Source organism: Oleiphilus sp. HI0132 (assembly GCF_001635845.1).
On the sequence record NZ_LWGJ01001031.1, the window covers coordinates 1 to 13,565 of the forward strand.

Consider the following 13,565-nt stretch of genomic DNA (forward strand, 5'->3'; position numbering starts at 1 on the left):
AATATGCGTAATACTTGAATCATTGATTTCAATATTCGTAAGGAGTATACGCAATGAACTATAAATTCTTTACTATTTTATCTGTCCTTTTGCTCAGTGCGTGCACTACAACTAAAACTATTTCTCTTGCAGTAAATGAATTGCCGCCCACTGCTGCCGATGATGGCGGTATAGAGCTCCAAATGTGGAAATCTATCGGGGGTAAAAATGTAAGAGCTCTAACTAGAAATGCTCGATTTCCGCTCAGCTCTAGTTCAAGTGAACTTGTCCAGGAGCTAGACTTTATTGATTCAAAGGGCGATAAATATGGGCAACGGCTAAGAGGTTTGCTTATGGTCCCCGAAAGCGGTGCCTATACCTTCTGGCTAAGCGCAGACGAAAGCGCAGAAGTTTGGTTATCTGGCGATGATACTCCCGACAATAAGCGATTGATCGCTTTTGTTAATAAGCCTTCTGGATACAAAATTTGGGATCGTTATAAAACTCAGAAGTCGCCTACTATTAACTTAGACGCTGGAACACCATACTATTTCGAAGTATTGCATAAAGACCACCTAGGTGGAGACTACTTAAATGTCTCATGGTCAGGGCCAGGTTTTGAGCTGACCACGCTAACGAGTGAAAACTTAGCATACTATGACCACGAATCAGGTTTAGCTGAAAGTTACCAGGATGGTTATCATGTCGGTTACCACTCAGGTAACCTTCTATCCCCCTATGATAATCGCTATCTGCCAATAGACAGTGATAATGACGGTTTACCTAATTTCTATGAATTAGCGATTGGAACAGATCCTAATGATGATGCCGATGCTTTTTCTGATAGTGATGGCGACCTATTAAGCAATGTTGATGAGTATTTCATTCTAAGCAACCCACTAGATGAGGACACCGATAACGACGGTATTCCTGATGGGTATGAGGTATTGGTTGGTCTCAACGTTCTAGATTCATCGGACGCCGTAAATGACAATGATGGTGATGGCTCGTCTAATCTTGATGAATATTTGGCAGGGACACAAATAGACAACGCAAGCAGCGTACCGGAACTCCCGTCAACCCCTGATTCGGGTGGACAAGATATTTACGCTGTTGAGCTTAATTGGTCGGCACCAAACACTAGAGAGGATGGAAGCGCTTTGAGCCAGGGCGATATCAAGTCTTATAAAATTTATCGTGGGGCAAGTAGTGGCAATATGGTGTTGCTAATAACCGTAACAGACCCTGAAGCGACTTCGGTTGCTTTGGAATCTCTAAGCGCTGGTACTCATTACTTTGCGATCAGTACCGTGACTAAGGATAACTCTGAGAGCAAAAAGTCTTCGATTGTCGAAGTAAATATATAGAGAATTGTAATTGCCTTGTACCAATATAAGGTGGATTTGTTGCCGGGATTTTGCTACCAAGTTAAATAAATTCAAATAATTGTTACATTTATGTGACGGTCGATTTATAGTGCGCACAATATCAAACTCTAATGGTAAAGGTGTGCATGATATGGATTTAAAATCTGCTCAAAAAATCGATTCTGCTGTGAACGATAGTCGAAAAGAATTTTCTCGTCTGGGGCTGGCATTTTTATTCTTAGCCGGGATTCTAGCTTACGTCGCGACAAGCTTCCAGCTTGGACAAGGTTCTTTGGTTTTATCTATCGCCGCAGTAGTTGGCGGCTATATGGCAATGAATATAGGTGCCAATGATGTGGCCAATAACGTTGGCCCAGCGGTTGGCTCAAAAGCGCTCACACTAACCTGGGCGATAATAATAGCTGCAATCTTTGAGGCCGGTGGTGCCTTGTTAGCTGGCGGTGAAGTCGTCAGTACCATTAAGAAGGGTATTATCAACCCCGAAAATATTACTGATTCCACTACTTTTATCTGGTTAATGCTTTCAGCCTTATTTGCTGGTGCTGTTTGGTTGAATGCAGCTACTTACCTCGGTGCGCCCGTTTCAACAACTCATTCAATCGTTGGTGGCGTGCTTGGCGCAGGTATTGCTGCTGGCGGATTGGCCATTGCAAACTGGAATAAAATGGGGATGATTGCTGCGAGTTGGGTTATCTCACCTGTGCTAGGGGGCGTTATTGCAGCCTCGCTTCTCCTATTCATTAAAAAGAAGATTATTTATCAGGATGACATGCTTCAATCGGCAAGACGCTTTGTTCCTTGGTTGATCGCGTTGATGGCGTGGGCGTTTAGTACTTATTTAGCGCTTAAAGGTTTGAAAAAAATATGGAAAATTGACTTCCAAATGGCCGCCATGATTGGTCTTGCTGTCGCCGCATGTTTTTTTGTTGTAATAAAACCTTTAGTTTCAAAGTCATCCAAAAAGCAAGAGAATAATAAGGAAGGCGTCAACAATCTCTTCACTATACCTCTGATTTTTGCTGCGGCATTATTAAGTTTTGCGCATGGAGCAAATGATGTTGCAAATGCCGTAGGACCGCTTGCTGCTATCACCGATTCGATTACCAGCGATGGTATTTCTAAAAAAGCGGCTATTCCTCTATGGGTGATGATGATTGGTGCCATTGGTATAGCAATTGGTTTGCTATTGTATGGGCCTAAGCTAATTCGTACCGTGGGCACAGAAATTACAGAGCTTGATAAGTCTAGAGCTTTTTGTGTTGCAATGGCTGCAGCCATTACTGTTATTATTGCCTCTCAGCTTGGTCTGCCTGTTAGTTCAACCCATATTGCGGTTGGTGGGATCTTCGGTGTTGGCTTCCTTAGGGAGTATCTAAAAACTAGTTATGCAAGTCAATTGCATACCATGCTTAGTCACCATGAGGGTGAAGAAAAGCGCCGGCTATCCGAGTTTCTTGATGATTTTAAAAGCGCATCTGTCGAAGAGATGGAAAAAATGCTGCAGACTGCAAAACAAGAGAAAAAAGCGCTTGGCTTTAATAAGGTCGAGCGCAAGCGTTTAAAGAAAATATATAAAGAAAAGCTTGTAAAGCGGTCCGCATTCAAGAAAATTATTGCTGCGTGGCTTATCACCGTTCCTGCTTCTGCAGCCCTTGCTGCTACGGTGTTTACTCTGATTTCAGGCTTTAGCATTTAAGATTAAGGCCGCTTCGCTTGACTAGGTTTCTTTACTTGAACCTAGTTAAGCGCTAGCCTTCAAGTTATCACAGTAAAGGAGCTGATTATGCCTAAAGAAAAAGTTGCCCACCTGATTACCGATTTGCATGAACGATTTGGTGACGAGTTAGTTAGCCCTCAGCAGCAGTCTTTGCTAGAGCAAGTTAAGACACATGCTCATGAGATGGATGAGGCTGAGCCCGCCGACCCAAACTTTTTAGAGCTTGTTGAAACCCTTGTTGCCGAGGTTGAGGCCGAGCATCCGAGAGCGGCTGCGATACTTGAGCAGATGCTTGATACCTTAAAAAATATCGGGATTTAAGCGACAACAAAAAGCCGATGATAGCGCTAGCCTCATCNGCTTTTTTACGTCTAGATTTTAGTCTGCTACTCTTTCAATTCACGGTAAGTTCTGAAAATTTCTTTAATCGGGCGTTTCGCTTTAAATCCAAAGGTTTCATTGAAATGAGACCCATCAATAACGACCGGATACTTAAAATAATTAAGCAAATAACACGGAAACATTGTTAAGTTCAGAAAGCCTGTAATGGCACGAGGCAACACGGGCGGGATAGATGGAATGGGTATGGGTGTACACTCACAAAGTTCCAGCGCGTCTTGGTAGGCAACCCAGTCATTTGTCGAAACATTGTAGACACCGCGCTTTCGCTGCTTATGCGCTAGCGTAACGGCATCGGCCATATCATCTATATGTATGAACTGCATGATTGGAGAGAATCCCATCAGTACCGGTGCGTATTTACTTGAAAGTAAGTTGCTGATGGTATTTCGTACGCCAGGGCCGACAATGTTACAGGGCCTTAGAATCGTAATGTTCAAGTCAGGATAGCGCCATAGGTAGATATTAGCTAGGCTTTCAAGCTCGACGGAATCTACCAGGTCCATTGTTAGCTCAGCTGCTTTTAGCGGGGCAGTTTCATCAATCAGTGCCGGGTTATAGGGTGATGACCCATAAACGTGATAGGTTGATAGCACAATAACATTGCTGATCCCGTATTTATGACTTAAGTCCAAAAGCTTTTGTGTGCCAAGAACATTGGCATTATAACGTCTCATCCGTGTTTCTTCTGCAGAAGAAATACGTCCGAGGTGAATAACGCTATCAAAGTCATGATGCTTAAACAGGTCTTCAAAAACGCGTTTATTGAAATCGACTTTATAACTTGGAATGTCGTCGCTGTGATAGGTGATTTTACGGAAATCTACAGCAGCAATTTGGTATTCATCACGAAGTCGATTAATGACTTGCTGGGCTAAGGCGCCGGCAGCGCCTGTAACAAGAACGTTTTTCTTGTGCTCAGCTTTTTTCTTGCTGATTGTTTTGCTAGTGTTTGTACGAGAACTCATTCGAATATTGCCTCCCTTTCATTCAATCCTTTTGCAATCAAGCCATTGATGGCTGATTTAACCTTTTCAACTCTACGCGTCACTTGCTCTTCAGTAAGATCTTCGTCTTCGAAGTAAATAGGTTTCCCAAAGTTGAGGCGAACTTTCGCAGGGAAAATGAAAGGCAGGGCTATTGGAACATAAGGAACGTTTAAAAGCTTAGCTAAGGGCTTGATATTGGCGATAGCAGGGATGGTCTCCTCACAGCCAACGACGCCAACCGGAATAATCGGTGTGGTGTGCTTCATTGCCAAGTGCACAAAGCCATTTCCGAAACGTGCAAGCTGATAGCGATCTTTGTATAGCTTTCCTGAGCCTCGTATTCCCTCCGGGAAAACCACAATAGCCTCACCATTTTCAAGCATTTTTGCGCAATTTATAGGGTCGCCTAATACGGCACCAACCTGATTCAGAAAATTTCCAAGGAATGGAACTGTTGGAAAGAAGCGCTCAATCATTGCGCGAGGTAAACGAGGAGAATTTTCTCGGTTTGCTACTGCATAACCGATAAGTGTTCCATCAATAGGAAGCTGTCCACTATGGTTTGCGATAATTAGTACGGGCCCTGAATCGGGAGTATGCTCAATCCCGCTAGTCTCTACGCGAAAGTATTTGTTGTAAATGCCAGAGAATAAAGAAAAAACAATCTTATTGGTATCAGAGTTAAAACCCCATGGGTCATAGCCAAGGGTTCCAACTGGTTTTTCTATCTTATCGAGTTGGACGTTTAGTTCTTTTGATACTAGTTTATCTTTTAGAAAAGATTTTAAGCCCATTTCAAATCCTTTGACATATTATTGTGTTGCTGTTCTATCTTGACTCGACTTAGTTTTGTGACTGTGAGTCGACATGAACATTATGTCATATTATTACGCTGCGGGTCTTTTTAAATCAGGATTAAAGGGCAATAAAATATATAGGGATTGATTTATCACATACAAAAAAATTAAGCCTTTTCGCTTTAGAGAAAGTATCTTTCGCGCTTGGCACGATTCAATACTATAGTGATAGTAAGTCCTTTTATGAGATTCTTATGGATATAAGTGTATATGTTGGAGCGTTGGTTGCTCTATTTGTGATCATCGATCCGATTGGAATGGCTTTAATTTTCCATTCTTTGCTTGAAAGTGGTTCAGGTCGAAAGTTGATCGCTTTCAAGGCCTGTCTTATTTCCACGATGCTACTAGTATTGTTTGGCAATTTTGGTGAACTCCTTTTAAGTAAGCTTGCGATTAGTATTCATGCATTCAAGATATCCGGTGGCGTGCTTTTGTTTTATACGGCGTTTCGTATGGTTACCAGTAGTTTGTCTTTCGCTGGCAGCGGGAATGGCAGAGATATATCGGTTTTCCCATTGTCCATACCGCTACTTGCGGGGCCTGGCTCTTTAACAGTAAGTATTTTGTTGTTTTCTTCGACTAGTTCGGCTTTGGGCCAGCTTTCTGTGATGTTTGCCATTGTATCTATCAGCACGCTAACCTGTATTCTGATGATTTTTTCGGGCAATGTTAAACGCCTGGTTGGTGCGATAGGTGATGAAGTATTAAAACGTTTTTTAGGAATGATCTTAGCTGCACTGGCAATCCAGTTTATTCTGGATGGCTTGCGAGTATTTACTTAATGTCGGCGAATCAGCTTATGCTGCTATAAGGAATCAAAGCTTATTAAGCGCATTTTCAAGAGAAATGCTTTTTAGGTTTTGTGCCTCGGCAACGTTCTTGTTACAGAGCTCCCCATTAACAATATTCAGACCTTTCATAAAGCCCGGGTTCGTTTCCAGTGCTTTACGACAACCTCTATTAGCAAGCTCGATTACGTAAGGCGCTGTAGCGTTCGTTAAAGCTAGAGTTGAACTTCGTGCAACGGCTCCGGGCATATTGGCGACGCAATAATGTACGACATTATTTATTGTGAATACTGGCTTTTCATGAGTTGTAGGTTTTGAGGTTTCAATACATCCACCTTGGTCTATCGCCACATCTACGATCACGCTGCCGCTTTTCATCTGGCTTAGGTCAGTTTTAGTAATTAGCTTTGGGGCGGTAGCGCCGGGAATTAGCACAGCCCCAATAACAAGGTCGCAGTGAGGTAGGAGTTTGAGTAGGGCTGCGCGACTTGCGTATAGAGTTTTGATGCTGTTGCCAAACTCGCTTTCTAGTGTTCTTAGTGTTTCAATCGATTTATCGAATACGGTTACGTCGCTCCCCATGCCAACAGCGATTTTAGCAGCATTGCGGCCGACAACTCCGCCACCAAGTATCAGAACGCGTGCCGGTTCGACACCGGGGGCACCACTTAAGAGTACGCCGCGACCTCCCTGCGATTTCTCAAGGCAGTGAGCGCCTGCCTGAATTGACATTCGGCCAGCAATCTCTGACATTGGTGTAAGAAGAGGAAGGTGTCCCGCAGCATCGGAAACCGTCTCATAGGCGATGCACGTTGCTTTACTATCTAGCAAGTCGCTTGTTTGCTGAAGATCTGGTGCAAGGTGTAAATATGTAAACAGTATATGACCTGCGGTGAGCTGGCTGCGCTCCCAGGCTTGCGGCTCCTTTACCTTAAGAATCAGGTTTGCTTGGTGAAAAATATCAACAGCAGATTCGAGCACAGTCGACCCTGCGTCAAGGTATTCTTGGTTTGAAAAACCGGATCCTAATCCTGCATCTTTCTCTATAAAAACCTTATGTCCATGAGAATAGAGCTCGTGAGCAATGTTAGGCGTCATGGCGACGCGGAATTCGTTATTTTTGACTTCTTTTGGTACACCAATACGCATTGCTGACTCCTTTAAAAAACGCCAGATATGTTATTAGTATAGCTGTATTTTTAGCGGATGAAGAACGACGTAAGGGGAAGAGGAGGGGGAGTTTGTTTGAAAAGCTCCACCTCTAAGATCCTGGTTTGGGGGCTTAGAGGTGGGTACTAAGCACTCGTTAGCCGCGACGGCGAAATAGTGGTTGATTCATAAAGCTTGCTGCTTGATAAGATTCAGTAAAGTCGGACAAGCCTTCTTGTGCGACCTCAATATCTTTGTCTTCTCGAACTGCATATGCGTCAAAACCGCAGCGTTTCAGATAGAAAAGCTGGTCGTGAAGAATGTCGCCAATTGCACGAATTTCACCCTCAAAGTTCAAACGGTCGCGAAGTATACGAGCATAGGAGTAGCCGCGCCCGTCAACAAACTTAGGGAAGTTTATTGCAATAGCAGGAAGCTTATCCAGGTAGGGTGCAAGCGCTTCCGGTTCTTCGTCGCTGTCGAGCCAAACGCCAACTTCAGAAGCATCAATGCATCCAGGGTTTTCAAGCAAATAGTTTAAGGGAACAAATACCTGGCTCTGCTCAAGCTTGCCTGAAAAACCTTTATCTAGAATTTGCCACGCATCATCGACAATCTTATCTACTTTAATCAGCCTTGGCATATACGCGCTCCTTAAAAGGTAGCATTCCAATTCTACGGAATGTATCAATAAACAGTTCTTCTTCAGTTCGGTTTTCAATATAAACGTTGATAATCTTTTCAACGACTTCAGGCATCTGAGCTCTAGCGAAGGACGGGCCTAATATTTTGCCAATGGCGGCATCTTTACCCGAGTTTCCACCTAGAGATACCTGATAGAATTCTTCGCCGCGCTTATCAACACCGAGAATTCCAATGTTACCCACATGGTGATGACCGCAAGCGTTCATACAGCCTGATATATTTAAATCGATCTCGCCGATGTCATAGACATAATCTAGATCATCAAACTTGATTTGAATCTGCTCAGCTACTGGTATTGATTTGGCGTTTGCAAGGCCACAAAAGTCGCCGCCTGGGCAGCAAATAATGTCTGTAATCATGCCAAGGTTAGGCGTTGCAAAACCAGCTGCTTTAGCCTCACTCCATAATTCAAACAACATATTCTGAGGAACGTCTGCAAGAACAATGTTCTGGTCGTGTGTTACACGGACTTCACCAAAACTATACTTATCAGCCATGTCTGCAATTGTATCAACCTGCTTGTCAGATGCATCGCCTGGTGGTGTGCCCGTTTTCTTAAGTGTTAGCGTAACGATCGAGTAGCCAGGCTTTTTATGGTCATTGACATTACGCTTGATCCAATTGGCAAAGCCTTTGTGCTCGTCTTGTTGCTTAACAAAGCTTTCACTATTATCAGCAAGCGATTGGTATGCTGGTTCTGTAAAGAAGTTTTTTACACGGTCAATTTCTTCATTGGTCAGTGTTGTCGCTCCATCCTTGATATGCTCCCATTCAGCTTCAACGCGTTCTGCGAACTTGGCGGGTGTAAGGGCTTTTACAAGGATTTTAATACGAGCTTTGTATTTGTTGTCGCGGCGACCGTGAATATTGTAGACACGCAAGATCGCATCGAGATAACTAAGCAGGTGCTTCTCGGGTAAAAACTCACGAATTACCGAGGCAATGATTGGCGTACGGCCTAGCCCACCACCGGCCAAAACTTTAAAGCCAATTTCACCTGCATCGTTCTTAACAAGCTCCAGAGCAATATCATTCACTAGAGACTCAGTACGATCTGTATCACCACAAGCGTTTACCGAGATTTTGAATTTACGTGGCAAGAATGCAAACTCAGGATGGAAAGTCGACCACTGACGTATGATCTCGCAGTAAGGGCGCGGGTCTAACAATTCATTCGCTGCCACACCGGCAAACTGGTCAGTCGTGGTGTTACGAATACAATTGCCACTCGTTTGAATGGAATGCATTTCAACACTACGAAGCTCGTCAAGAATGTCTGGGACATCTTTTAGCTCGGGCCAGTTGAATTGGACGTTTTGGCGAGTAGTAAAGTGCAGGTAGCCTTTGTCGTAGTCACGACTGATTGAAGCGAGCTTCCTAAGCTGTGTGGAAGACAGCATGCCGTAAGGTACGGCGACCCGAAGCATAGGTGCTAATCGCTGGACGTATAGACCGTTTTGCAGACGTAAAGGCAAAAAGTCGTCACCTGCCAAAGTCCCTTCAAGAAAGCGTTGGGTTTGACCGCGGAACTGCTGAACCCGTTCCTGGACGATCTGTTTGTCGTAACCATCGTATTTGTACATTTAGTGCGTCTCAATCGTACTTGCTTAATATAATTTAGCCCAAAGCAGCCTGGGGCCATTTTTGCGGGCGCTAAGGGTATCAGTTTTTAATAAGCGGTTAAATAACCAGCTTATATAAGTTTGTTTAGCTATTACGGGTTTTGGTTATATAAAAGCCGTTTTTTAGCGATTAATCATAGTTTAGTACCGGACTCAACCATTTTTCTGCTTCAGTGATAGACATTGATTTACGCTTAGCGTAATCCTCGACCTGGTCTTTGGTAATTTTTCCAACAGAAAAATATTTTGAATCAGGGTGGGAATAATAAAACCCACTAACTGAAGCTGCAGGTGTCATTGCAAAGTGTTCGGTTAATGAAATTCCGGCACTGTTTTCGGGTTCCAGTAGCTTGAACAGCTCGGTCTTTTCAGTATGATCAGGGCAAGCAGGGTAGCCCGGAGCAGGGCGGATACCGCGGTATTTTTCTTTAATCAAGGCGTCGTTATCAAAGCTTTCATCTCCAGCGTAAGCCCAGAACTCTTTACGAACTCTTTCGTGCATACGCTCAGCGAAAGCTTCGGCTAGGCGGTCAGCTAGCGCTTTGACCATAATCGCGTTGTAGTCGTCATGTTTTGCTTCGAACTCGGTGGCAAGTTCTTCAGCACCGATTCCAGCGGTGACTGCAAAGCCACCGATATAGTCATTGAGACCCGTTTCTTTAGGTGCAATAAAGTCAGCTAGTGATAAGCTAAATTGATTGCCCGCTTTGTCAGATTGCTGGCGTAGGTGATTCAGGCTTAGATTTACCTTAGATCGACTTTCGTCTGCAAATACAGTAATTTCATCATCGCCTTGAGCGTTTGCTGGCCAAAATCCGATAACAGCCTTGGCTTTTAGTTTTTTATTGCTTATCAGATCCTTGAGCATTTTTTGTGCATCATTGAAAAGACTCTGAGCAGCTTCACCGATATGCTCATCTTTTAATATTTTCGGGTATTTTCCAACCAGGTCCCACGTGATAAAAAACGGAGTCCAATCGATATAGTCAACTAATTCTTCAAGTGGGTAGTCTTCAAAGATTTTGGTGCCGGTAAATTTCGGCTTAGGTGGTTCGTAGCCGCTCCAATCAAGTGACAGCTTGTTTGCTACTGCTTTTTCATAGCTTAGGAAGCTGGACTTGGCGCTGCGGTTTTTACGACGTTCGCGTACCGTCTCATATTCCACCTTCACGTTCTCGACAAAGGTGTCACGCTGTGTATCACTTAACAAAGAGGTAGCAACACTGACACTACGTGAGGCATCTGTGACATAGACTGAAATATTATTTTGATACTGAGGTTCTATCTTCACAGCGGTGTGAGCCTTAGAGGTCGTTGCACCACCGATCATTAGTGGTATATCCAAGCCTTCTCGCTGCAGCTCTTTTGCGATATGGACCATTTCGTCAAGCGACGGTGTGATTAGGCCACTAACTCCAATAATGTCTACATTATGTTCTTTGGCGGCAGCAAGTATTTTATCGGCAGGAACCATTACACCAAGATCTATTACTTCATAGTTGTTGCACTGTAAAACGACACCAACGATATTCTTGCCGATATCATGTACATCGCCTTTAGCGGTGGCCATTAGGATTTTACCCTTGGTCGTTTGTTTATCACTTTTTTCTGCTTCAATGAAGGGGACGAGATGTGCGACTGACTGTTTCATTACCCGGGCGCTTTTAACGACTTGTGGTAAGAACATTTTACCTTCGCCAAATAGGTCGCCTACGACATTCATTCCATCCATTAAAGGGCCTTCGATGACCTCAATTGGTCTCGCTGCTTTGACGCGAGCTTCTTCGGTATCTTCTGTAATAAAGGTGGTAATACCTTTAACAAGCGCGTGTTCGAGTCGCTTTTCGACAGGCAGCTTACGCCACTCTAGATCCTCTTTCTTCTTCTCACCGGCTTCACCGCGGAAATTATCAGCTATTTCAAGAAGTCGATCAGTTGAGTCGTCCCGTCTATTTAGGACAACATCTTCGACGCGCTCTTTTAGCTCTGGATCAATATCGTCATAGATAACTAGTTGTCCGGGATTGACGATACCCATGTTCATACCGGCTTTTATGGCGTGATAAAGAAAGACGGAATGAATAGCCTCGCGTACTGGGTTGTTGCCGCGGAAGGAAAACGAGACGTTACTAACGCCACCAGAGACACTTGCATAGGGTAGGTTTTGACGAATCCAGCGAGTAGCTTCGATAAAGTCAACGGCGTAGTTGTTATGTTCTTCGATACCTGTTGCGACCGCAAAAATATTCGGGTCAAAAATAATATCTTCAGGAGGCATGCCTAAGCCAACCAATACGTCGTATGAGCGCTTACAAATCTCTATCTTACGATCTAAGGAGTCGGCCTGACCCTTCTCATCGAAAGCCATCACTACCGCGGCCGCACCGTAACGAATACAGGCTTTCGCATGATCGATAAATTGCTCTTCGCCTTCCTTCAAGCTAATTGAGTTAACGACAGCCTTCCCTTGTACGCAACGCAGTCCGGCCTCAATTACTTCCCACTTAGAGGAGTCAATCATAATTGGTGCTTTGGAGATATCTGGTTCTGAAGCGACGAGGTTGAGAAAGTGGACCATCGCTTCTTTGGATTCCAGCATGCCTTCATCCATATTGATATCGATGATTTGTGCGCCGTTTTCAACTTGCTGTCTTGCAACGTCGAGTGCTTCTTCAAACTCTTCGTCTTTAATAAGCCTCAAAAACTTCTTTGAACCAGTAACGTTAGTGCGCTCACCGACATTAATGAATAGTGAGTCTTCATCTGTAACAAAAGCTTCTAAGCCGGAAAGGCGAAGTTTGGGTTTGATCTGTGGAATAGCCCTTGTACTGTGTTTCTCCATACGTCGTGCGATTTCAGCAATGTGCTCTGGTGTTGAACCGCAGCAGCCACCGATAATGTTGATTAAATTATCTTTTGCGAAGGTCTCAACGATATCGGCCATTTCTTCAGGTGTTTGATCGTATTCACCAAACTCATTCGGCAGGCCTGCGTTAGGGTGGGCGCTAACATAGCATTCGCCCTTGGTAGATAACTCTTCAATGTAGGGCCGAAGTGCATCGGCACCCAGAGCGCAGTTAAAACCGATGCTCAGAGGCTTGCAGTGCTTAACAGATATTAGGAAGGCCTCAGCTGTCTGCCCGGACAGAGTACGGCCCGAGGCGTCAGTGATGGTGCCTGAAATCATGATTGGCAGTTTCAGTTTGGAATCCTGAAAGTATTGTTCAACTGCATAAATAGCTGCTTCAGCATTAAGCGTATCGAATATGGTCTCGATCATGATTATGTCGGCACCGCCTTTTACCAAGGCATCGGTGGCTTCATAATAATTGTCGTAAAGCTCTTCGAAAGTGACGTTTCTAAAACCCGGGTCGTTAACGTCGGGGCTAATGGATGCCGTACGTGATGTTGGGCCAACGACACCTGCAACAAATCTTGGCTTGTCGGGCGTTTCAGCGGTCTTCTTCTCCGCTTCTTCACGTGCAATACGTGCAGCTTCGAAATTTAACTCGTATACAAGCTCTTCCATGCCATAGTCAGCTTGGGAAACTTTGGTCGAGTTGAAAGTGTTTGTTTCAATTATATCTGCGCCTGCATCTAGATATTGTTTATGGATGCTAGCAATGGCGTCTACTTGAGTCAGGCATAATAGGTCATTATTGCCTTTAACTTCCGAAGGGTGGTCTTTGAACCTTTCACCGCGATAGTCTTCCTCTTCAAACTTAAAGCGCTGGATCATTGTTCCGGTAGCGCCATCCAGTATTAGGATGCGCTTGCTTAGCGCGTCGTTCAAAAGCTGAGTTCTATTTTGTATGTTGGACATTAAATGTGTATTCCCAAAATAAGGTGAAATAGCACGCAATTCTATGCGATGTTGTAGAAAGCGCTATCTTAGCGGAAATAAAAGTATATTGAAATATTTTGATATAGAAAATAATATCTAAAAACCTGACAATTTCTGCTCTCACACAA

The 13,565-nt window shown here is 44.0% G+C and carries 10 protein-coding genes; 4 read left to right on the forward strand and 6 right to left on the reverse strand.

Annotation, left to right across the window (positions count from 1 at the left end):
- Positions 1-53 precede the first annotated feature (53 nt).
- The 3 genes from A3766_RS12065 to A3766_RS12075 all read left to right on the forward strand — a co-directional run bounded on the left by A3766_RS12065 (position 54) and on the right by A3766_RS12075 (position 3,405).
- Positions 54-1,346 carry a PA14 domain-containing protein gene (locus A3766_RS12065; protein ID WP_068507537.1) on the forward strand — a complete coding sequence of 431 codons (1,293 nt, stop codon included), beginning with the start codon at positions 54-56 and terminating at the stop codon, positions 1,344-1,346.
- Positions 1,347-1,497: 151 nt separating this feature from the next.
- Positions 1,498-3,063: an inorganic phosphate transporter gene (locus tag A3766_RS12070; RefSeq protein ID WP_068507534.1), complete on the forward strand. Its 1,566-nt coding sequence runs from the start codon at positions 1,498-1,500 to the stop codon at positions 3,061-3,063.
- A gap of 87 nt (positions 3,064-3,150) precedes the next feature.
- Complete coding sequence (locus tag A3766_RS12075; RefSeq protein WP_068507532.1) at positions 3,151-3,405, forward strand: DUF4404 family protein; 255 nt, start codon at positions 3,151-3,153, stop codon at positions 3,403-3,405.
- A gap of 65 nt (positions 3,406-3,470) precedes the next feature.
- Here the strand turns inward: A3766_RS12075 and A3766_RS12080 are convergent, their stop codons facing one another.
- Entirely contained in the window at positions 3,471-4,451 is a 981-nt protein-coding gene (locus A3766_RS12080; RefSeq protein WP_068507530.1) for an SDR family oxidoreductase, read from the reverse strand.
- On the reverse strand, positions 4,448-5,266 hold the full coding sequence (locus A3766_RS12085; protein WP_068507528.1) for a lysophospholipid acyltransferase family protein: 819 nt from the start codon (positions 5,264-5,266) through the stop codon (positions 4,448-4,450). The genes A3766_RS12080 and A3766_RS12085 overlap by 4 nt, the downstream gene beginning before the upstream one ends.
- 257 nt (positions 5,267-5,523) lie before the next feature.
- Here A3766_RS12085 and A3766_RS12090 point away from each other — a divergent pair, with 257 nt between their 5' ends.
- Complete coding sequence (locus tag A3766_RS12090; RefSeq protein WP_068507525.1) at positions 5,524-6,111, forward strand: MarC family protein; 588 nt, start codon at positions 5,524-5,526, stop codon at positions 6,109-6,111.
- Positions 6,112-6,144: 33 nt separating this feature from the next.
- Here A3766_RS12090 and ald read toward each other — a convergent pair whose 3' ends face one another.
- The 4 genes from ald to metH form a co-directional block, all read right to left on the reverse strand.
- Complete coding sequence (ald, locus tag A3766_RS12095) at positions 6,145-7,266, reverse strand: alanine dehydrogenase (RefSeq protein ID WP_068507523.1); 1,122 nt, start codon at positions 7,264-7,266, stop codon at positions 6,145-6,147.
- A 157-nt stretch (positions 7,267-7,423) separates the two neighbouring features.
- Entirely contained in the window at positions 7,424-7,909 is a 486-nt protein-coding gene (locus A3766_RS12100; RefSeq protein WP_068507521.1) for a DUF934 domain-containing protein, read from the reverse strand.
- Positions 7,893-9,554, reverse strand: a complete 1,662-nt coding sequence (locus A3766_RS12105; RefSeq protein ID WP_068507518.1) for a nitrite/sulfite reductase — start codon at positions 9,552-9,554, stop codon at positions 7,893-7,895. Before A3766_RS12105 ends, A3766_RS12100 begins: the two co-directional genes overlap by 17 nt.
- A 169-nt stretch (positions 9,555-9,723) precedes the next feature.
- Positions 9,724-13,416, reverse strand: a complete 3,693-nt coding sequence (metH, locus tag A3766_RS12110; protein ID WP_068507516.1) for a methionine synthase — start codon at positions 13,414-13,416, stop codon at positions 9,724-9,726.
- Positions 13,417-13,565 lie beyond the last annotated feature (149 nt).